This is a genomic window from Aeromonas enteropelogenes (assembly GCF_020097295.1).
In the GTDB taxonomy this organism is placed as follows: domain Bacteria; phylum Pseudomonadota; class Gammaproteobacteria; order Enterobacterales; family Aeromonadaceae; genus Aeromonas; species Aeromonas enteropelogenes.
Genome location: NZ_CP083625.1, coordinates 357,298 through 376,829, shown reverse-complemented (window position 1 = coordinate 376,829; position 19,532 = coordinate 357,298). Strand labels below are relative to the sequence as shown.

The following is a 19,532-nucleotide window of genomic DNA, read 5'->3' as shown; positions in this document are numbered from 1 at the left end:
ATGTCTTGCTACCGTCTATATCGTCTTCTCGCTTTGTTGCCACTCATGCTGCTGACCGGATGTGGTGCCAACCTCAATGACTACCGTGGCCAGGGGCCCGAGTGGGATCTCGCCCGTTTCTTCAGTGGCAAGCTGGTAGCCCATGGCCTGGTCACCGATCGCAGCGGCGAAGTGACCAGTCGCTTTCGGGTCGAGATGGAGGGGCGCTGGCAGGAGGGCAAGGGAGAGCTGTTCGAGCAGTTCCATTTTGACGATGGCCGCCAGCAGACTCGCACCTGGTATCTACGCAAGGGGACGGATGGCCACTGGCGCGGCAGCGCATCGGATGTGGTGGGGGAGGCGGTGGGCAAGACGGAAGGTTTTGCCCTCAACTGGCGTTACCAGCTCGATCTGGTGCTGCCGGATGGTGAGGTGGTACGGGTGAGCTTCGATGACTGGATGTATCTGCTGGATGAGGATCGCTTGCTCAATCGGGCCAGGATCAGCAAGTTCGGCATTGATCTCGGGGAAGTGCTCCTCTATATCGAGCGCAAACCATAGCCTTGTGGCCGGACAAACCCCAGTAAAAAGCGCGCCAGTGGCGCGCTTTTTGTTACCGTCGGAGCCCGGGCGCTCAGATGATCCGGTTCTCTTCCAGCATCTTGCGACGGGCCTCTTCCTTGGCCATCTTCTTCTTGCGGTTGTCACAGGGTTCGGGGCAATCGCACTCTTTCTCGATGCCCACGCTGCCCAGGCCACCGCAGGAGCCGGAGATGCTCTTCTTCTGGAAGATGTAGCCGATGGCCATGGCCACCACTACCGCCAGAAACACCCCGAAGGTGATCAGAAAAATCTGCATGTTGCTGCCTCTTACTTTTTAACCAGATAGGGCTTGAAGGCGTCGGAGTAGGCCTCTTCAAAACCCTTGTCGGTCTTGGTGATCACGAAGATCGCCAGTCCACGTTCGTTGGCGTAGGCCAAGCTCTTCTCGGTCCCCATCACCATGAATACGGTTGCCAGCCCATCCGCCGTCATGCAGGAGGGGTGGATCACGGTGACCGATACCAGACGATGCTGGATCGGTTTGCCGGAGCGCGGATCTATGGTGTGGGAGAAACGCTGGCCATCCAGTTCGTAATAGTTGCGATAATCGCCGGAGGTGGCAACGCCGTTGTCACCCGGGACTATCACTTCCTGTACCGTGCCGGTGCCCGCGGTGGGTTTCTCGATGGCCACGCGCCAGGGATGGCCCTTGCCGTTGACGCCATTGATCCTCAGCTCGCCGCCGATTTCAACCAGATAGTTGCGGGCCCCCAGGGACTCCAGGTATTCGGCCACCTTGTCGACGCCAAACCCCTTGGCGATGGCGGAGAGATCCACGTAAAGATCCGGCACATCTTTTTGCAGGGTATCGGCATCGGCGGAGGTGATGACGTGCAGATTGCCAAGCCCGGTCTTCTGACGGGTCTGGGTGATCAGCTCGTCACTCGGGACCTTGGTCGGCCGTTTGTCCGGGCCAAAGCCCCACAGATTGACCAAGGGGCCAACGGTGACGTCCAGCGCCCCCTGGCTCTCACGGCCAATGTGAATGGCCTCAGTGACGACTCGAGCGGTGTCTCGCGACACTACGACCGGTGTGGAGTCACGATGCTGGTTGAAGCGGGAGAGCTCGGAATCGGGACGATAGGTCGACATCTGATCGTTCACCCGCTCCAGCAGTACATCCACTTCGGCCTGCAACTTGGCCGGATCGCTGATGACGTCATCCGCCACCTTGATGGAGTAGTAGGTTCCCATGGTGCTGCCGGTGATATGGATCTCCGGCTTGCTCTGGACCGTTTCCTGACCGCACCCAGTCAAGAAAAAGGCTAGCCCGAAGGCTAGCCAGGTCTTTACAACGCTGTGCATGGATTAACCACCAAAGTCATCCAGCAGGATGTTTTCGTCTTCAACGCCCAGATCCTTGAGCATGTTGATGACGGCGGCGTTCATCACGGGAGGACCACACATGTAGAACTCGCAATCTTCCGGCGCCTCGTGGTTCTTGAGATAGTTCTCGTAGAGCACGTTGTGGATGAAGCCGGTGTAGCCGTCCCAGTTGTCTTCCGGTTGCGGATCGGACAGGGCGACGTTCCAGGTGAAGTTCTCGTTCTCGGCGGCCAGCATGTCGAAATCCTCGACATAGAACATCTCGCGCTTGGAACGGGCACCGTACCAGAAGCTCATCTTGCGCTTGGACTTCAGGCGACGCAGCTGGTCGAAGATGTGGGAGCGCATCGGCGCCATACCCGCACCACCACCGATGAACACCATCTCGGCGTCGGTGTCCTTGGCAAAGAACTCGCCGAACGGACCGGAGATGGTCACCTTGTCACCCGCCTTCAGGCTGAAGATGTAGGAGGACATCTGTCCCGGAGGGGCAGTCCAGTTGCTGGGCGGCGGAGTCGCGATCCGCACGTTCAGCATGATGATGCCGAACTCTTCCGGATAGTTGGCCATGGAGTAAGCACGGATGATCGGCTCGTCAACCTTGGACTCCAGATCGAAGATCTTGAAGCGATCCCAGTCACCACGATACTCCTCGGGAATATCGAAGTCCTTGTAGCGGACGTGGTGAGCCGGCGCTTCAATCTGGATATAACCACCGGCGCGGAACGGTACGCTCTCGCCATCCGGGATCTGCAGCTTGAGCTCCTTGATGAAGGTGGCCTTGTTGTCATTGGAGATGACGGTACATTCCCACTTCTTCACGCCGAAGATCTCTTCCGGCAGTTCGATGTCCATGTCGCCGCGAACGGTGACCTGGCAGGCCAGACGCTCGCCGTGACGGGCCTCGCCCTTGCTGATGTGATCCAGTTCGGTCGGCAGGATGTCGCCGCCACCGGACTTCACCCGCACCTTGCACTGGCCGCAGGAGCCACCACCACCACAGGCGGAGGAGACGAAGATACCGCTGCCGGCCAGCACGCCGAGCAGTTTGCCACCGGCCGGGCTGGTCACAGCCTTGGCCGGGTCACCGTTGATGCTGATTGTCACGTCGCCCGCGGTCACCAGCTTGGACTTGGCGAACAGAATGACTGCCACCAGTGCCAGCAGGATCACGGTAAACATGACCACACCCAAAATAATTTCCATCTATCGTTCCTTTCCGATTACAGGGAGATACCAGAGAAGGACATGAAGCCCAGCGCCATCAGGCCGGCGGTGATGAAGGTGATGCCGAGGCCACGCAGACCTTCCGGAACATCGGAGTACTTCATCTTCTCGCGGATACCTGCCAGCGCAACGATCGCCAGCATCCAGCCTGCACCTGAACCCACGCCGTAGACCACAGACTCGACGAAGTTGTAGTCACGCTGCACCATGAAGGAGACGCCACCGAAGATGGCGCAGTTCACGGTGATGAGCGGCAAGAAGATGCCGAGCGCGTTGTAGAGGGCCGGGAAGTATTTATCCAGCGCCATCTCCAGGATCTGTACCAGGGCCGCGATCACACCGATGAAGGTGATGAAGCTCAGGAAGCTCAGGTCCAGATCGGGGGAGAGGGCACCTGCCTTCAACACGTAGTTGTAGATCAGGTTGTTGACCGGTACGGCGATGGTTTGCACCACGATAACGGCAATACCAAGACCCATGGAGGTCTTGACCTTCTTGGACACCGCCAGGAAGGTACACATCCCCAGGAAGAAGGAGAGTGCCAGGTTTTCGATGAAAATCGAACGAATCAACAGACTCAGATAGTGTTCCATACCTTAATCCTTTGCCTCCACCTGCTTGGGATCCTTGGTGCGAACGCCCCAGATGATCAGACCAATGATGAAGAATGCGCTCGGCGGCAGCAGCAGCAGGCCGTTCGGTACATACCAGCCACCGTTGTTCACCAGCGGCATCAGCTCGAGGCCGAACCAGGTGCCGGAGCCCAGCAGTTCACGCACGGTAGCGACGCTCAGCAGAATGGCGCCATAGCCCAGACCGTTACCGATACCGTCCAGGAAGGAGGGCAGCGGGGCACTCTTCATGGCGTAGGCTTCGGCACGACCCATTACGATACAGTTGGTGATGATCAGACCCACGAATACCGACAGCTGCTTGGAGATCTCATAGGCATACGCCTTGAGCACCTGGTCAACCACGATAACCAGTGAGGCGATGATCGCCATCTGGGCAATGATCCGCACGCTGTTGGGGATCTGGTTGCGGATCAGGGAGATGAACAGGTTTGAGAAGGCGGTGACCGCCATGACCGCGAGGGTCATTACAAACGCTGTCTTCATCTGGCTGGTAACCGCCAGTGCAGAACAGACACCCAGCACCTGCAAGGCGATGGGGTTGTTGCCGAGCACAGGCGTCAACAGCAACTTTTTCATTTCGCTCTTGTCAGCCATTGTTGATTTCTCCTGCACGAACCTTGGCCAGGAAAGGACCGAAGCCCTTGGGACCCATCCAGAAGTCGAAGGTGTGCTGTACGCCGTTACCGGTCAGGGTAGCGCCGGACAGACCGTCAATCTCATGCTCAGAGCCAGCCGGAGCATGGCCCTTGATCACGCGCAGCGCGGGCATGCCGTTCTGATCGAACAATTTCTTGTCCTTGAACAGGGCTTCCCATGCCGGGTTTTCGATTTCGCCACCCAGACCCGGGGTTTCACCGTGGTCATAGTAGGTGATGCCCTTGATGGTCTGGCCATCCGGAGCAACGGCGACGAAGGCATACATGGTCGACCACAGACCCTGACCGTAGATGGGCAGGATGATGCTGTCGATCTTGCCTTCGCTGTCCTTGGCGAAGAACACCGGGATCAGCTTGGAAATCTGGCGCAGGCCGGCCTTGTCATCGGCCGCAGCCAGACGGATATTTTTGGCCGGATCCTTGGCAGCCTGCTTGGTATCGAAGTTGTCGGCATCGCCGTCAACAAAGTTACCGGTGGAGAGATCCACCAGGCGGGCTTCGATCTTGTCGCCATACAGCTTGGCCATGTCGCGCTTGGCGACATCGCTGATGTCCACACCGGCAACGGCGAGGATGTTGCTCTGCTTGTCCAGTGCCTTGTTCTCCTGTTGGGTAGAACGCAGGCCAACGGCGGCAACGGATACCACGATGGAACAGGCCAGACAGAGGCCAGTCACCACGCTGACGGTGCCGAGGGTTGAATCTTTATTAAACGCCACGAGCAATCCTCCGCTTGATGTTTGCCTGAGCGACGAAATGGTCAAACAAGGGAGCAAACAGGTTCGCAAACAGAATGGCCAGCATCATGCCTTCCGGGAACGCGGGGTTGACCACGCGAACCAGCACGACCATGACGCCGATCAGTGCGCCGTACCACCACTTGCCCTTGTTGGTAAAGGCTGCGGAGACAGGGTCGGTCGCCATGAAGGCCATGCCAAAGGCGAAGCCACCCAGCACCAGGTGCCAGTGCCACGGCATGTTGAACATGGGGTTGGTGTCGGAACCGATGACGTTGAACAGCAGGGAAGTCGCGATCATACCGACCATCACGCCGGCGATGATGCGCCAGGAGGCGATGCGCATGTACACGATCATGGCAGCGCCCAGCAGGATCATCAGGGTGGAAACTTCACCGATGGAACCCGGCAGGTTGCCCAGGAAGGCGTCCATCCAGCTGATGGCTTCGCCAGTGGCGCTGTTGATCAGTGCCATCTGGCCACCTTGGGCCCACTGGCTCAGGGCGGTCGCACCGGAGAAACCGTCAACGGCAACCCAGACTGCGTCGCCGGAGATTTGACCCGGGTAGGCGAAGAACAGGAACGCACGACCAGCCAGGGCCGGGTTCAGGAAGTTCTTGCCGGTACCACCGAACACTTCCTTGGCCATCACCACACCGAAGGTGATACCCAGGGCGGCTTGCCACAGGGGCAGCTCGGGCGGCACGATCAGGGCGAACAGGATGGAGGTCACGAAGAAGCCTTCGTTGATCTCGTGCTTGCGCACCATGGCGAACAGCACTTCCCAGAAACCACCGACCAGGAAGACGGTGATGTAGATCGGGAAGAAGTGGGCTGCGCCGATCAGCATCTTGCTGCCGACACCGGCCACGGCCGGATCCAGGGAGGCACCCAGCATGGTTGCCAGCGCATATTGCCAGCTGCTGGCACCGGCGGCGGTACCCAGATGGGCAATCGCGGCAATGGACTGGTTGCCGACGTTGTACATGCCCCAGAACATGGCCGGGAACACGGCCAGCCACACCATGATCATCATGCGCTTCAGATCGAGCGCATCACGAACGTGGGCAGCATTGCGGGTTACGGAACCCGGGGTATAGAACAGGGTATACGCCGCTTCGAACAGGGCGTAGTACTTGGCGTACTTCCCACCCGGCTCGAAGTGGTGTTCCATATTTTCAAGAAGTTGCTTGAAACTCATCGCTTAACCTTCCAGTTCAATCTTGGTCAGGCACTCACGCAAGATAGGGCCGTACTCGGTCTTGCCGGGGCAGACAAAAGTACAGAGGGCCAAATCTTCCTCATCCAGCTCCAGGCAGCCCAGTGCTTGTGCACCATCGGTATCGCCAGAGATCATGTCCCGCAGCAGCAGGGTCGGCAGGATGTCGAGTGGCATCACCCGCTCATAGTTGCCGATAGGCACCATGGAACGATCACTACCGTTGGTGGTGGTGGTGAAGTTGATCAGCTTGCCCTTCATCAGATGAGAAAGGGTGGTGCGGGTAATGGAGAACTTGTTGGCGCTGGGGTTGATCCAGCCCAGGAACTCTTTCTCGCGACCTTCACCCAGTGCGCAGACCTGATTGTGGTAACGACCCAGATAGTCGTGAACCCCGTCGGCCTTGGCACCGCTCAGCAGAGAACCGGAGATGATGCGGTTTTCGTCGGCACGCAGCTCGTTGTTGGTAATCTGGCTGATGCAGGCACCCAGACGGGTACGCAGCAGACGCGGCTTGAGCACGTTCGGACCTGCCAGGGCGATCACCTTGTCGGTGAAGATCTGGCCGGTGGTGAACAGCTTGCCGTAGGCGATCACGTCCTGGTAGTTGATGTGCCACTGCACCTTGGTGCTGCTGACCGGATCCAGGAAGTGGATATGGGTGCCAGGCAGACCGGCAGGATGAGGACCGACGAAGATCTCTTCCTTGACCTGGGCCAGGGGAGAGTGAGGCAGGCTGGCTTCGCCCTTGCAGACGTAGACGTTGCCATCGGTCAGGCGAGTCAGCACGGCCAGACCGTCGAGGAACGCCTGGGACTGTTCCTTGATGATCAGCTCGGGATTGGCTGCCAGCGGGTTGGTGTCCATCGCGGTCACAAAGATGGCGCGCGGGGCGGAGCCAACGGCGGGAACCTTGCTGAACGGACGGGTACGCAGCGCAGTCCACTGACCGGAGGCGAGCAGGATCTCCTGCACCTTGCTGCGTTCGAGCTTGGCCAGCTCGGCGGAGGCAAAGTGCTCGAAGGTTACCTGTTCGTCCGAGCCGTCGAGGTCGATGACCACGGACTGAAGAACACGTTTGGCACCACGGTTAATCTCTGAAACCACACCGGTGGCAGGAGCTGTGAATTTAACGCCGGGATTCTTCTTGTCTTCGAAGAGATCCTGACCTTTGATGACGCGATCACCTACTTTGACGAACATAGTAGGTCGCATCCCCACGAACTCCTCGCCCAGTGTAGCAACACGGGTGATGGCGGGGCCATCGTAGATTACTTGCTCTGGCGCACCCAGCACGGGGATGTCCAGTCCTCTTTTGATTGTAATCATACTTACTTGCACTACCGTTACGGGAAGAGAGGTTGGTTAGCGCCGAGAAATACATCACGACGGGTGGTCGAGTGACGATATTGCCGTTGCAACCAGTAAACAGCGCTGGCGATCATCCAATATGCGGGGTCACTCAAAAGCGCTTGAGTTTACCACTTATGACTCATTTTCTGCCATGACAAATGGGTAAAATCCCTGTGCCATCACAAAATTAACCTCTCCTGAATAAGGGGGTGAACCCCTCGTAAACCGTGGTTTTAAAGGTTTTTTTATTTAAATACCCCAATAGGGGTAATCTTATTGTTGAGAATATTGATTAGAAAAGATAATCCGGCAGTTTTGTTTGCGAATTGTTCTCATATGGGGCTTTTTATCGCCCCATTTCCAATGACTTGCAGGCGGGATGGCAGAGGGATGCAGGAACTCTCCTGTTCTGGCCGCGTCAGGGTTTGCCGACGCAGCTCGGGGTGCGCGGTGCCTGGCCCTTTTGCTGCCATTCGCTCTCTGTGTAGGTATGCAGTGCCAGGGCATGTACCGGGCCGGCCAGCTCGGGGGCCAGCACTTCATTGATCAGGCGATGACGGGCCAGGAGACGCAGACCTTCAAATTGCGGGCTGACGATGACCACCTTGAAGTGGCTCTCGGAGCCGGGCTCAACACGATGCATATGGCTCTCGTTGATCACCTCCAGCAGGCTGGGAGTGAGGGCTGCGGTCAGTTTTGCTTCAATGTGTTGTTGCATGGTCATCAGGATGCTTCCAGAAAGTGAACGTGGGGCCATTCTATCGGCAGTTGCCTGGCGGAATAAGTCCCCTTATGGAGAGAAATATGGCCCGGGAACGCTGTCATGGCGGCTCGAACTGGTGAAATTCCTCTACCCCGCTAGAATAGCGCCACTTTGCGTCGCCCCTGGCGCCTGTTACCCGAATCAAGCCGAGGTTGGACTCATCCTATGGAAACCCTTCTTGTCACTCCCCATTGCCATCTGGCCCTCTATCGCTACCCGCGCCTGAGCCAGGAAACCCTGCAAGCCTGGGATGCGGCCGACGAATATCTGATCAACACCCTGGCTGAGTCCCCCCTGGAGCAGGCAGGCCCGGTGATCATCATGAATGACGGATTCGGCGCCCTGGCGGCATTTTTGCACGATTACGCTCCCGTCAGCGTCACCGATTCCTATATCAGCGAGCGGGCCACGCTGGCCAATCTGATCGAAAACGGGCTGGATACCGACGGCATCCGGCTGCAGGATGCGCTGGCGCCCCTGCCCGAAGCGCCGGCACTGGTGGTGATCAAGGTTTCCAAATACCAGGCGCTGCTGGAGCAGCAACTGTTGGCCCTGCGTCAGGTGGTGACGCCCGCCACCCGCATCATCGCCGCCGGCAAGGCCAAGGACATTCACACCTCCACCCTCAAGCTGTTCGAGAAATACCTGGGGGCAACCCGGACGTCGCTCGCCTGGAAGAAGGCGCGCCTTATCCACTGCGAACCGCAAGAAGAACGTCCGGCGCTGGCCAATCCGTTCCCCACCGTCTGGCCGCTGGAGGGTACCGACATGCTCATCCACAACCACGCCAACGTCTTTTCGCGCACCAGTCTGGATATTGGCGCCCGCTTTATGCTGGACAATCTACCGATACATAGCGCGCGCAAGGTGATCGATCTGGGCTGTGGCAACGGTGTGCTGGGACTCTCGCTGCTGGCACGGGACAGCGAGGTGGAGGTGACCTTCGTCGACGAGTCCTACATGGCGGTGGCGTCGGCACGGCTCAACGTCGAACACAACCTGGCGGAGGCGCTGCCGCGGGCCAGCTTCATGGTCAACAACTGTCTGGATGGCGTCGAGACAGGGGCGGCGGATCGGATCCTCTGCAACCCGCCCTTCCATCAGCAGCAGGCGATCACCGATCATATCGCCTGGCAGATGTTCTGCGATGCCCACCGGGTGTTGCCCAAAGGGGGGGAACTCTGGATAGTAGGCAACCGTCATCTGGATTATCACAATAAACTCAAGCGCTTGTTTGCCAACGCACAAGTCGTTGCGTCAAACAGCAAATTCGTTATTTTGAAAGCCATCAAACGCTAACGTCAAAGGAAGTTCATGATGAAAAAGTCACTCTTGCTGCTGGCCGCCTTGATGCTCGGCGGGTGCGCAACCCATTGGCCCGAGACGGCGCTGCTCAATCCGCAGATCGTGCCGGCCAACCAGCAATACTACTCGGGCAACCGGATCACCATGGAAGGGGTAGACAAGCGTGAGGCTGCCTATGTCTTCTCCATCAAGAAGAAAGAGAAGGCCACCGTGCTGGTCAACAGCGAGCGTCCGCTCAATCTGCTGGTCGCAGAGAAGCTGGCCGAGGGGCTGCGCAGCCAGGGGCTCGAAGTGGGCAACAGCGGCACCACCAACCTGACCCTGGTTATCTCGACTGCGGCGGTCAATGTGGAAGAGAAGACCTTCACTTATGTCACCAAATCCCGGGTCAGCCTGCAGGTGATCGCCGATTTTCAGGGCAACCGTCTGACCAAACAGTTCAACATGTCCTCCAGCAAAGAGGGACCGGGCGAGCCGAGCATGGCGGATCTGGAATCCACTCTGAACCTGCAACTGGGCAACGTATTGCAGCAGATCATGGCGGATGAGGCCCTGCGTGGCTATCTGAAGGGTCAACCGAGCGGCGCAGGAGTCTGATCATGAAAAAACTCTGGTTGCTGGCCATGCTGGTCACTCCGCTGGCATTTGCCGGCCCGCAGGTGAGAATGGAGACCAACCACGGCAATATCGTGGTGGAGCTGGCGCCCAAGCAGGCGCCCCAGACGGTGAAGAACTTTCTGCGCTATGTGGCGGACGGCAGTTACGATGGCAGCCTGTTTCACCGGGTGATCCAGAACTTCGTGGTTCAGGGGGGGGGCTATAACCAGCAGTTCCAGCAGCTGCCGACCTATGAGCCCGTGGTCAACGAATCACGTGGCGGCCTGCCCAACAAGCGCGGTTCCATCGCCATGGCCCGCACCCAGGCGGTCGACAGCGCGACCCGCCAGTTCTACTTCAACCTGGTGGACAACAACAACCTCAACGCCAATGCCGGTGCCGGCTACACCGTGTTTGGCCAGGTGGTACAGGGAATGGAGGTGCTGGACAAGCTGGCACAGGTGCAGACTGGCTACAGCTCTATCCTGCGTGCCAACGACGTGCCGACCAGCCCCATCATCCTGAAGAAAGTGGTGTTGCTGGCCGAGAGCGGAGCCGACAAGAAGGCGGGCAAGTAACCCTTATCTACCCTTGATGGCCCTGCGATAATCCTTGTTGCAGGATGCAAGGCTCACCCCTTCCGGGGTGGGCTTTTTGTTTGTCTGGCGTTTGGGCCTGCCTTGGCTATCCGGACCTAACCTGCCAAAATGGCCCACTTTTCCAAGATCCGTCAGGTAGTTGAACATGATCCGCAAACCGAGCTGGCGAGACTCGCTCGCCGTCTATCTCGAAGCCAGAGTGCTGATCCTCTTTGCCATGGGCTTTTCATCGGGTCTGCCCTTGCTGCTGGTCTTTGGCACCCTGTCGTTCTGGTTGCGCGAGGCGGATGTCAGCCTGACCGACATCGGTTATATGAGCTGGGTCGCCCTGGCTTATGGCTTCAAGTGGCTGTGGTCCCCCCTGGTGGATCGCATGCCGTTGCCGCTGCTCTCCAGGCTGCTTGGGCGTCGCCGCAGCTGGATGCTCTTCTCCCAGTTGCTGATCGCGGGAGCCCTGGTTGGCATGGCGCTCTGTGATCCCAAGACCGGATTGGCACAGCTGGCGCTGTTTGCCCTGTTGGTGGCCTTTGCCTCGGCGACCCAGGATATCGTCATCGATGCCTATCGCATCGAATCTGCGCCGGAGCGGTTGCAGGCGGCCATGGCGGCTTCTTACATGACGGGGTACCGGTTGGCGATGATCATGGCGGGGGCGGGAGCGCTGGCCCTGGCGGCCTGGTTTGGCAGCAACAGTGGCTATGACTATCGCGGCTGGCAGATCACTTATTTCCTGATGGCGGGCATGATGTCTCTTGGCATCATCACCACCCTCTTCTGCCATGAACCTCAGATCGACCAGGCTACCCAGGATCAGCAGCAAGCCGATCGCAAGGCCTGCCTGCTGGCAAAGGGGTGGCCATTGCCGCTGGCGAGTGCGGGGGCCTGGGCCTATGAGGCCATCTGGTGCCCCTTTGCCGATTTCTTCCACCGTTACGGTCGCTCGGCGCTGCTGATCCTGGCGCTCATTGCCTGCTATCGGGTGGCGGATGTGGTGATGGGGGTGATGTCCAACAGCTTCTATGTGGATATGCAGTTCAGTAAGACCGAAGTTGCCACCATTACCAAGGTATTTGGCGTCATCATGACGTTGGTGGGGGCGGCGCTCGGGGGCGTGCTGGTGATGCGATTCGGTACCCTGCGCATTTTGTTCCTGGGGGCGCTGCTGACTGCCAGCACCAACCTGCTGTTTGCCCTGCTTAACCAGGTGGGCCACAACCTGGAGCTGCTGACCCTGATCATCTCGCTGGACAACCTCAGCGCCGGGATCGCTACCGCCGCCTTTGTGACCTATCTCTCCAGCCTTACTAATGTCGCCTTTTCGGCGACGCAATATGCGTTGTTCAGCTCTGTGATGTTGCTGCTGCCCAAGCTGATGGCGGGGTTTTCCGGCCAGATAGTGGAGCAGGTCGGCTACAGTGTCTTCTTCGTGGGAACCGGTTTATTGGGGCTGCCTGTGCTGCTGTTGATTGTGCTGGTAGCGAGAAAAGGGGAGTCGTTGTTCTCAATACCGAACAAATAGCAAGCGTTTGCGTTAAAGCGGGGGTGATTAGATTCACACTTCCAAAGAAAGTTCCCCAGAAGTTGTTTCTCCCCCTATTTTATTTGATTAGAATCCCATTCGCTCCTTGTGGGCAGGCTACGGAAAACCTCAACTAACACACAAGAGACCAATAAAATGGCCAAATTTACCAAGACTCTGATCGCTGCCGGCCTGCTGGCCGCTGCTGCCACTCCGGCGTTCGCTGCTGACTACAGCGGTGACATCCACAAGAACGATTACAAGTGGATGCAGTTCAACGTAATGCACACCATCGATCAGCGCCCGTTCACTGCCGCTGATGACGATTACAACGATACCTATCTGGAAATGGAGTTCGGCGGTCGTTCCGGTATTTTTGACCTGTATGGCTATGTCGATATCTTCGATATTTTCGACACCAAACACAGCGACAAGCACGGCGGCCAGAACCTGTTCATGAAGTTTGCTCCGCGCATGTCTCTGGATGCCCTGACTGGCATGGATCTCTCCTTCGGCCCGGTACAAGAGCTGTATATCGCCAACCTGAACAACATGGCTGATGGCCAGATGGAAAACCAGATCGGTCTGGGTGCAGACGTCATGGTTCCCTGGTTCGGCAAGGTTGGTATGAACCTGTACGCTCGCTACTCCAACGAGAACGAATTCTTCAGAGAAGAAGAGAACAGCTGGAACGGTTATCAGTTCTCCATGAACTGGTTCAAGCCTTTCTACACCTTCAGCAACGGCAGCTTCGTCTCCTATCAGGGCTACCTGGATTACGCCTTCGATCTGGATACCCATAACCGCGCCGATCGTACCAGCGACAACCTGGCTACCTTCCACGGTATCTACTGGCACTCCGATCGTTATGCCGTTGGTTATGGCCTGAAATACTTCATGGATGCCTACGGCACCAAAGATGGCTCCACCTCTTACAACGGTTCTCCCTGGAAGAGCTCTGGCTTCAGCCACTACTTCTCTGTTACCTACAAGTTCTAATCGAACTTGGGGTACAAAAAACCGGAGCCTTGGCTCCGGTTTTTTTATTTCTGCCCGATTGGATGGGCGCGAAGAGAGAAAGCGCCCGGGCCAATCAGTCGCGGAAATTCTGGAACTGCATCGGTTGGCCCAGTTCGGCGCCACGCACCATGGCCATCACTTCCTGCAGATCGTCACGCTTCTTGCCGGTGACGCGCACTTCGTCGCCCTGAATGGCGGCTTGAACCTTGATCTTGGAATCCTTGATCAGCTTGACCAGCTTCTTGGCCACTTCCTTATCGATACCCTGCTTGAACTTGACGTTCAGGTGGAAGCGCTTGCCGGAATGCACCGAATCACCCACTTCCATGGAGCTGGTTTCGATATTGCGTTTGAGCAGGGCATTGCGCAGTATTTCAACCATCTGCTTGAGCTGGAAATCGGCATCCGCTTCCAGTTTCACCTCTTCCTTGTTCAACTCGAAGCTGGCCTCTACCCCACGAAAATCGAAACGGGTGGCCAGTTCACGATTGGCGTTGTCGACGGCGTTCAACACCTCGTTCATTTTGACTTCAGAGACAATATCGAATGACGGCATAACCGGGCTCCTCATGTTGCGTTATCGGGGGGCAAATCTACCAGAAAACGGGCAAATTTGCTGATTTTGATGGGACCGCTCTGCTAGAATCCCCTGCGCACAGGAGTGGTCGGACCCGTTAGTGTCCGCCAGCGACATCTTCACTTATCCCAGGTAACAGGTTGAGAGGATTGCAGCCCTTACCTCGATTGAGTCACATCATGCCAAGCGGATTACTGAATTCTCGACAGCCTTCGACACCTCAATGGACCCTGCTGGGCTGTGGCGCCCTCGGCGGCGTTTTTGCATCCTTGCTCACCCAAAGTGGTCAGCCGACCCGCGTCTTGCTGCGGGATCACCATCAATCAACCCTGCACCCGGGCATTGACTTCACCTCTCTGGAGGGTCACACCCAGCTGCTCGCCATCGAGCGCGGATTTGTCGGCAAACCGGGACAGATCCAGCGCCTGTTGGTGATGACCAAAGCCAATCAGGTGATTACGGCACTGACACCGTTGATCGGCAAGCTGGCGGCCGGCGTGCCCATCGTGCTGCTGCACAATGGCATGGGCATTGCCGAGCAGGTCGTCGCCCTGTTTCCCCACAATCCGGTGATCGCCGGAGTTACCAGCCATGGCGCCATGAAGAGCGGCCACTTCGTGTTTCGCCACACCGGCAAGGGCGAGACCTGGCTTGGCCCGGTCAACGAGGCCGCCAGAGCCCATGCCGCGCTGGCCGATGAGCTGGCGCTGGCCCTCGGCCAGGCGGGCTGGGACGAGCAGATCCGGACCCGTCAGTGGCAGAAGCTGGCCATCAACTGTGCCATCAATCCCCTGACCGCGCTGCACAAGTTGAAAAACGGCGAACTGGCGGGGCCTCGTTTTGCCGATACTTTGCAGCAGGTTTGTGTCGAGGTAGCCGATGTGATGTGCGCCGAGGGCATGCAGACCACGGCCGAAGAGCTGCTGCGCCGGGTGATGACAGTGGTGGAGTTGACCGCCGATAATTACTCTTCCATGCATCAGGACATGGAACAGAAGCGGGAGACCGAGATCGACGCTATCACGGGGTTCCTGCTGGCCAGCGCGGCAAAGCATGGCATTGCCGTGCCGGTCAATCAGGGGCTCTATCAGGCGATTAAAGAGAAGAGCCAGGTGGCGTGAGCCTAAAGGCAAGGAGGCGAGGATGAGCGTACTGGTGTTGGTGGCCCCGGGGTCGGAAGAGATTGAAACCGTGGCCATCGTCGATACTCTGGTGCGGGCCGGTATAGAAGTGGTGCTCGCCTCCTGCTGTCCGGCTGGTGAGCGCCAGATCAGGGCCTCTCGCGGAGTGCAACTGGTGGCGGATTGCCATCTCGACGAGCTGGCCAGCCGCGACTTCGAGGCGATTGTAGTGCCCGGTGGCCTGCCCGGCAGCGAGGTGATCCGCGATACGCCGCTGGCCATCGAGCTGCTGAAAGCGCAGGCCGCTCTCGGCCGTTGGCGAGCCGCCATCTGCGCGGCTCCCGTGGTGGTGCTGCAGCATCACGGCTTGCTGGGGGAGGCCAGGGTCACCTGTCATCCCGGCTTCCAGTCGCACTTATCGGCTGCACAGTTGGCAACGGACAGGGTGGTCAGGGATGAAGCTCACCGTCTCATTACCAGCCAGGGGCCGGGCAGTGCCATCGAATTTGCCCTCGAGTTGGTGCGGGTGCTGCACGATGATGCCCTGGCCGAGCGCGTTGCGGCCCCCATGGTATTGCCATAAGGCAGGACATGATGCCTTTCTGCAAAACGGGCTCCCGCCATCACGGCGGGAGCCCGTTTTTTTATCTGAGTGCAATAGGAATAGCTTGGGTCAATAGTCGTAGCGACCGCACTGTTTCTTGTTGAATTCACCCTGCCAGCGCGCCAGTTCCTCCCGTGTGCCCAAGGTATCCCCCTTCTCGATGGCCTGTTTGAGATGCGCCATCCTGTCATAAAGCCAGCGGCACTCCGCCGTGGGGTTGTTCTTGGCGCTCACGGCCAGCGGCAGCAGGCAGAGTCCCAGCCATAGATATTTCATCCCGAACGTTCCTTGTTGTGCATGAAAGGTCTCTTTGGAGTCTATCATCTTGTGCCGATGACGGGGATAGTGCGCTGTTTCACCCTGGGGTAAGATAGCCGCATGTCTGGTTATTTATACAGTGGTATGCGCAAGATCATCCATATCGACATGGACTGCTTTTATGCGGCGGTGGAGATGCGGGACAACCCGGCGCTGCGTGACGTGCCGTTGGCGGTCGGCGGTGCATCCGATCGCCGTGGCGTCATCTCCACCTGCAACTATGTGGCCCGCCGTTTCGGCGTGCGTTCCGCCATGCCGACGGCGCTGGCGAAAAAGCTCTGTCCCCCCCTGGTGCTGCTGCCGGGGCGCATGGCGCTCTACAAGGATATTTCCCGCCAGTTGAGGGCCATCTTTCTGCGCTATACCGATCAGGTTGAACCCTTGTCGCTGGACGAGGCCTACCTCGATGTGACTCACAGTGCCTGCTGTGGTGGCAGTGCGACCCTGATGGCCCGGGAGATCCGCCATGCCATCGCCACCGAACTGGGGTTGACCGCCTCGGCAGGGGTGGCCCCCAACAAATTCCTGGCCAAGCTTGCCTCGGAGCAGCGCAAGCCCGACGGCCTGTTTGTCATCCGCCCCGATGAGGTGACCGAGTTTGTCCGCCAGCTGCCCCTTGGCAAACTGCCCGGGGTGGGGCGCAAGACGGCGGAGCGGCTCGAAGCGCAGGGGCTCTACAGCTGTGAAGATGCCAGAGCCTTGAGCGTGGAGGATCTGTGCGAGCGGTTTGGCAAATTGGGCGAGATGCTGGCGGGCCGGATCTGGGGGCGGGATGATCAGCCGGTTCAGGCGCAACGCATACGCAAGACCATAGGGGTGGAGACTACGCTGGCGAGCGATCTGTGTGACGAGCAAGGCTGCCTTGCAGTACTGGACTCCTTGCTCCCCGAACTGGAGCGACGTTTTGAGGCCGTCTGCCCGGCAGATCAGTTGATGGGGCAGGGGATCAAGCTCAAGTTCTCCGATTTTCACCAGACGACTGTCTACCGCAGCCAGGGGGGTTACCAGCGCGGACTCTTTGCCGTCTTGCTGAAGGAGGGATTGCAACGGGCTCAAGGGCGGCCGGTGCGTTTGCTGGGGCTGGTGGTTGGCCTGCCGAAAGAGGGGGAAGTGAACCAACTGTCGCTGGATTTGCTCTGAAAAAGTTAAGTTTTTGTTTATAAAGTCGATACTCTATTTATCTCGGTATGACGTGAAGTAGGAACTTGGCATGCGCGCTCTCTCTGTCCAGGGTCGGATCACCCTGATCTCCGGTTGTTGTCTGTTGGTTACGGCCGCCGTCCTGGTTATCTCCTCGCTCTACAATGCCAACAAAATGCAGGATCAGGTGCTGCAGGCCACCATGCAGGAGGCCCAGCTGTCGGCCGAGCACTGGATGACGGCGATAGGGGGTGAACAGGCAGCCAAGGTGACCAGTTACCTCGACGAAGCCTACTTCCGGGCCACCTTGCTGGCCGAAGATCTCCTGTTCCAGCGCAGGAATGCGGCCGAGAACTTTACCCATTCGGAAGCTCTGCGCGGAGCTCTTAATCAGCAGCTGAGGGATGCCGTGGCCTCCTCTGCCAATCTGCTCGGTGCCTATGCGGTGTTCGAGCCGGATCAGCTGGATGGGGAGGATAGCAACTATCAGGGCTCCAGCGCTCTGGGGGCCAATGACAAGGGACGCTTTGCCAGCTATTGGGCCAATGATCACGGAAAGATAGTCTCCGAGGTCATGGATGAGGAGGTGCTGGCCGACGAGAGTCCCACCGAGACCGGAGGGGTGGAAAATGAGTGGTATCGCTGCAGCATCCGCACCCGGGCGCTCTGTCTGCTCGAACCCTATCTGGATGAGGTGGGGGACCAACAGATCCTGATGACCTCGGTCACCTATCCCTTGCAGGAAGAGGGGGCCTTGCTCGGCATGGTGGGAGTCGATGTCCCCCTGACCAGTTTGCAACAGCTGGTGAGCAGCATGGATCAGCAACTCTACAGCGGAAAGGGCAAGATCTTGCTGGTCAGCCACGAGGGGCGGGTCGCCGGGGCCAACGAGTTTGACGTGACCATGGGGCAGACGCTGGGTCAGCAATATTCCGCACTGGCCGCCGATTTGAAAGGGTGGCTCGATCAGGGGCAAGTGCTGAGCCGCTGGAGTGATGACGGTGCCTTGTTGCAGACCTTCGTGCCAGTCACCATGCGCGGTACTCCGCAACAGTGGGGTATTTATATCGAACTCCCCAGGAACGTGGTGCTGGCGTCGGCCAAGCGGCTGCATGGCAACCTGGCCGAGGAGGGCAGACGCAGTGTAGCCACCCAGGTGGTGATTGGCGTGCTTATCTCCCTCATCGCCCTGTCCGGTATCTGGCTGATGGCACGCCAGATAGTGGCTCCCATCCGTGCCGTGGTGGCTCGCCTCAAGGACATTGCCAGCGGTGAGGGGGATCTGACCCAGCGCATCGAGATCCAGCGCGAGGATGAGATCGGCGAGCTGGCCAAGTGGTTCAACAGCTTCCTCAACAAATTGCAATCCACCATCAGCCAGGTCATCGCTACCGTGGAAGGGACGCGAACCAGCGCGGAGCGGGCCGCCCAGGTGGCCGAGCGTACCAGCAACGGCATGCAGGCCCAGTATCAGGAAATTGATCTGGTGGCCACGGCATTCGAAGAGCTCAGTGCGACGGCGCTGCAGGTGTCCGGCAATGCCAGCGCCGCGGTGACGGCGGCCAACGAGACAGACACGGCGGCCCAGGAGGGCAAATATGTGGTGGCCGATACCCAGACCGCCATGGGGCGGTTGATGACGACCATCAATGAGGCCCAGCCTGTGGTGGAGCGGCTCTCGGCCAACAGCGAGAACATCAATGACATCCTCATCGTCATCCAGGGGATCGCGGAGCAGACCAATCTGTTGGCCCTGAACGCCGCCATCGAGGCGGCCAGGGCAGGTGAACAGGGGCGGGGTTTTGCCGTGGTGGCCGATGAGGTTCGCAATCTGGCGGGCCGCACCCAGAACGCCATCGTCGAGATCCAGACCCTGATCAGCGAGCTGCAATCGGGCACGGGGGCCGTGGTCAATGCGATCCGCGAGGGCCATGGTCAGGCGGATCAGACGCTCGCCAAGGTCGACCTGTCGGTACGGGTGCTGGAGCAGATCATCCAGTCCGTTTCCACCATCCATCAGATGAATGAACAGATCGCCAGGGCAGCCCAGGAGCAGACCCGGGTCGCGGAGGAGATCAATCGCAATGTCAGCAATATTCGCGATGTGAGCCACACCATTCGGGGTGAGGCGGCCACTTCCGCCGAAAACGGTCGCGAGCTGTCGGCACTGGCGGACAAGCAGCAGCAACTGGTGGGGCAGTTCAAGGTATAGAAAAAAGGCGCCATCCAATAAG

Annotated in this window: 21 protein-coding genes; 10 read left to right on the top strand and 11 right to left on the bottom strand. The window is 58.6% G+C overall.

Annotation, left to right across the window (positions count from 1 at the left end; all coding sequences use genetic code 11):
- Positions 1-540: a DUF3833 domain-containing protein gene (locus LA321_RS01675; protein WP_156141189.1), complete on the top strand. Its 540-nt coding sequence runs from the start codon at positions 1-3 to the stop codon at positions 538-540.
- A gap of 73 nt (positions 541-613) precedes the next feature.
- Here the strand turns inward: LA321_RS01675 and nqrM are convergent, their stop codons facing one another.
- The 9 genes from nqrM to LA321_RS01630 form a co-directional block, all read right to left on the bottom strand.
- Complete coding sequence (gene nqrM / locus LA321_RS01670) at positions 614-838, bottom strand: (Na+)-NQR maturation NqrM (RefSeq protein WP_026458096.1); 225 nt, start codon at positions 836-838, stop codon at positions 614-616.
- A gap of 11 nt (positions 839-849) precedes the next feature.
- Positions 850-1,887 (bottom strand): FAD:protein FMN transferase, encoded by a 1,038-nt coding sequence (locus tag LA321_RS01665; protein ID WP_042028013.1) that lies wholly within the window; start codon positions 1,885-1,887, stop codon positions 850-852.
- Positions 1,888-1,890: 3 nt separating this feature from the next.
- Positions 1,891-3,114, bottom strand: coding sequence for an NADH:ubiquinone reductase (Na(+)-transporting) subunit F (nqrF, locus tag LA321_RS01660; RefSeq protein ID WP_042073202.1), 1,224 nt, complete (start codon positions 3,112-3,114; stop codon positions 1,891-1,893).
- A 17-nt stretch (positions 3,115-3,131) separates the two neighbouring features.
- A complete protein-coding gene (gene nqrE, locus LA321_RS01655; RefSeq protein WP_026457917.1) occupies positions 3,132-3,728 on the bottom strand; it encodes an NADH:ubiquinone reductase (Na(+)-transporting) subunit E in 597 nt (198 codons plus the stop codon).
- Positions 3,729-3,731: 3 nt separating this feature from the next.
- A complete protein-coding gene (locus LA321_RS01650; protein ID WP_042028012.1) occupies positions 3,732-4,364 on the bottom strand; it encodes an NADH:ubiquinone reductase (Na(+)-transporting) subunit D in 633 nt (210 codons plus the stop codon).
- Positions 4,357-5,145: a Na(+)-translocating NADH-quinone reductase subunit C gene (locus LA321_RS01645; RefSeq protein ID WP_026456010.1), complete on the bottom strand. Its 789-nt coding sequence runs from the start codon at positions 5,143-5,145 to the stop codon at positions 4,357-4,359. The genes LA321_RS01650 and LA321_RS01645 overlap by 8 nt, the downstream gene beginning before the upstream one ends.
- The gene (locus LA321_RS01640) at positions 5,135-6,364 is read right to left on the bottom strand and encodes an NADH:ubiquinone reductase (Na(+)-transporting) subunit B (protein WP_026456009.1); all 1,230 of its coding nucleotides are present in this window, start codon (positions 6,362-6,364) and stop codon (positions 5,135-5,137) included. The genes LA321_RS01645 and LA321_RS01640 overlap by 11 nt, the downstream gene beginning before the upstream one ends.
- 3 nt (positions 6,365-6,367) lie before the next feature.
- Positions 6,368-7,711: a Na(+)-translocating NADH-quinone reductase subunit A gene (locus LA321_RS01635; RefSeq protein WP_026456008.1), complete on the bottom strand. Its 1,344-nt coding sequence runs from the start codon at positions 7,709-7,711 to the stop codon at positions 6,368-6,370.
- A gap of 442 nt (positions 7,712-8,153) precedes the next feature.
- Positions 8,154-8,459: a BolA family protein gene (locus tag LA321_RS01630; RefSeq protein ID WP_042028010.1), complete on the bottom strand. Its 306-nt coding sequence runs from the start codon at positions 8,457-8,459 to the stop codon at positions 8,154-8,156.
- 204 nt (positions 8,460-8,663) lie between these two features.
- Between LA321_RS01630 and LA321_RS01625 the strand changes: the two genes are divergently transcribed.
- The 5 genes from LA321_RS01625 to LA321_RS01605 all read left to right on the top strand — a co-directional run bounded on the left by LA321_RS01625 (position 8,664) and on the right by LA321_RS01605 (position 13,517).
- Complete coding sequence (locus LA321_RS01625; protein WP_042073200.1) at positions 8,664-9,797, top strand: methyltransferase; 1,134 nt, start codon at positions 8,664-8,666, stop codon at positions 9,795-9,797.
- Between the two features lie 18 nt (positions 9,798-9,815).
- A complete protein-coding gene (locus LA321_RS01620) occupies positions 9,816-10,400 on the top strand; it encodes a YajG family lipoprotein (protein ID WP_026456005.1) in 585 nt (194 codons plus the stop codon).
- Positions 10,401-10,402: 2 nt separating this feature from the next.
- Positions 10,403-10,978 (top strand): peptidylprolyl isomerase, encoded by a 576-nt coding sequence (locus LA321_RS01615; protein WP_026456004.1) that lies wholly within the window; start codon positions 10,403-10,405, stop codon positions 10,976-10,978.
- 160 nt (positions 10,979-11,138) lie between these two features.
- The gene (locus tag LA321_RS01610; RefSeq protein WP_042073199.1) at positions 11,139-12,518 is read left to right on the top strand and encodes an AmpG family muropeptide MFS transporter; all 1,380 of its coding nucleotides are present in this window, start codon (positions 11,139-11,141) and stop codon (positions 12,516-12,518) included.
- 156 nt (positions 12,519-12,674) lie between these two features.
- Positions 12,675-13,517, top strand: coding sequence for a nucleoside-specific channel-forming Tsx family protein (locus LA321_RS01605; RefSeq protein ID WP_042073198.1), 843 nt, complete (start codon positions 12,675-12,677; stop codon positions 13,515-13,517).
- Between the two features lie 94 nt (positions 13,518-13,611).
- Here the strand turns inward: LA321_RS01605 and LA321_RS01600 are convergent, their stop codons facing one another.
- The gene (locus LA321_RS01600) at positions 13,612-14,094 is read right to left on the bottom strand and encodes a YajQ family cyclic di-GMP-binding protein (RefSeq protein ID WP_026456001.1); all 483 of its coding nucleotides are present in this window, start codon (positions 14,092-14,094) and stop codon (positions 13,612-13,614) included.
- A 200-nt stretch (positions 14,095-14,294) separates the two neighbouring features.
- On the opposite strand from LA321_RS01600, the gene LA321_RS01595 reads away from it, so the two are divergent.
- Both LA321_RS01595 and LA321_RS01590 read left to right on the top strand, forming a co-directional pair.
- The gene (locus LA321_RS01595) at positions 14,295-15,236 is read left to right on the top strand and encodes a ketopantoate reductase family protein (RefSeq protein WP_042073196.1); all 942 of its coding nucleotides are present in this window, start codon (positions 14,295-14,297) and stop codon (positions 15,234-15,236) included.
- Positions 15,237-15,258: 22 nt separating this feature from the next.
- On the top strand, positions 15,259-15,819 hold the full coding sequence (locus tag LA321_RS01590; protein WP_042073194.1) for a DJ-1 family glyoxalase III: 561 nt from the start codon (positions 15,259-15,261) through the stop codon (positions 15,817-15,819).
- A gap of 90 nt (positions 15,820-15,909) precedes the next feature.
- Here LA321_RS01590 and LA321_RS01585 read toward each other — a convergent pair whose 3' ends face one another.
- Positions 15,910-16,116 carry a hypothetical protein gene (locus LA321_RS01585; protein WP_026455998.1) on the bottom strand — a complete coding sequence of 69 codons (207 nt, stop codon included), beginning with the start codon at positions 16,114-16,116 and terminating at the stop codon, positions 15,910-15,912.
- A gap of 126 nt (positions 16,117-16,242) precedes the next feature.
- On the opposite strand from LA321_RS01585, the gene dinB reads away from it, so the two are divergent.
- Positions 16,243-17,298, top strand: coding sequence for a DNA polymerase IV (gene dinB / locus LA321_RS01580; protein WP_042073192.1), 1,056 nt, complete (start codon positions 16,243-16,245; stop codon positions 17,296-17,298).
- Positions 17,299-17,368: 70 nt separating this feature from the next.
- Positions 17,369-19,510 carry a methyl-accepting chemotaxis protein gene (locus tag LA321_RS01575; protein ID WP_042073191.1) on the top strand — a complete coding sequence of 714 codons (2,142 nt, stop codon included), beginning with the start codon at positions 17,369-17,371 and terminating at the stop codon, positions 19,508-19,510.
- Positions 19,511-19,532: the final 22 nt, after the last annotated feature.

Coding starts and splice junctions, on each gene's coding strand:
- LA321_RS01575 (WP_042073191.1), top strand. CDS start 17,369: ATGCGCGCTCTCTCTGTCCAGGGTCGGATCACCCTGATCTCCGGTTGT.
- nqrM (WP_026458096.1), bottom strand. CDS start 838: ATGCAGATTTTTCTGATCACCTTCGGGGTGTTTCTGGCGGTAGTGGTG.
- LA321_RS01590 (WP_042073194.1), top strand. CDS start 15,259: ATGAGCGTACTGGTGTTGGTGGCCCCGGGGTCGGAAGAGATTGAAACC.
- LA321_RS01665 (WP_042028013.1), bottom strand. CDS start 1,887: ATGCACAGCGTTGTAAAGACCTGGCTAGCCTTCGGGCTAGCCTTTTTC.
- LA321_RS01595 (WP_042073196.1), top strand. CDS start 14,295: ATGCCAAGCGGATTACTGAATTCTCGACAGCCTTCGACACCTCAATGG.
- LA321_RS01650 (WP_042028012.1), bottom strand. CDS start 4,364: ATGGCTGACAAGAGCGAAATGAAAAAGTTGCTGTTGACGCCTGTGCTC.
- dinB (WP_042073192.1), top strand. CDS start 16,243: ATGCGCAAGATCATCCATATCGACATGGACTGCTTTTATGCGGCGGTG.
- LA321_RS01635 (WP_026456008.1), bottom strand. CDS start 7,711: ATGATTACAATCAAAAGAGGACTGGACATCCCCGTGCTGGGTGCGCCA.
- nqrF (WP_042073202.1), bottom strand. CDS start 3,114: ATGGAAATTATTTTGGGTGTGGTCATGTTTACCGTGATCCTGCTGGCA.
- LA321_RS01640 (WP_026456009.1), bottom strand. CDS start 6,364: ATGAGTTTCAAGCAACTTCTTGAAAATATGGAACACCACTTCGAGCCG.
- LA321_RS01620 (WP_026456005.1), top strand. CDS start 9,816: ATGAAAAAGTCACTCTTGCTGCTGGCCGCCTTGATGCTCGGCGGGTGC.
- LA321_RS01675 (WP_156141189.1), top strand. CDS start 1: ATGTCTTGCTACCGTCTATATCGTCTTCTCGCTTTGTTGCCACTCATG.
- LA321_RS01585 (WP_026455998.1), bottom strand. CDS start 16,116: ATGAAATATCTATGGCTGGGACTCTGCCTGCTGCCGCTGGCCGTGAGC.
- nqrE (WP_026457917.1), bottom strand. CDS start 3,728: ATGGAACACTATCTGAGTCTGTTGATTCGTTCGATTTTCATCGAAAAC.
- LA321_RS01615 (WP_026456004.1), top strand. CDS start 10,403: ATGAAAAAACTCTGGTTGCTGGCCATGCTGGTCACTCCGCTGGCATTT.
- LA321_RS01605 (WP_042073198.1), top strand. CDS start 12,675: ATGGCCAAATTTACCAAGACTCTGATCGCTGCCGGCCTGCTGGCCGCT.
- LA321_RS01630 (WP_042028010.1), bottom strand. CDS start 8,459: ATGACCATGCAACAACACATTGAAGCAAAACTGACCGCAGCCCTCACT.
- LA321_RS01625 (WP_042073200.1), top strand. CDS start 8,664: ATGGAAACCCTTCTTGTCACTCCCCATTGCCATCTGGCCCTCTATCGC.
- LA321_RS01600 (WP_026456001.1), bottom strand. CDS start 14,094: ATGCCGTCATTCGATATTGTCTCTGAAGTCAAAATGAACGAGGTGTTG.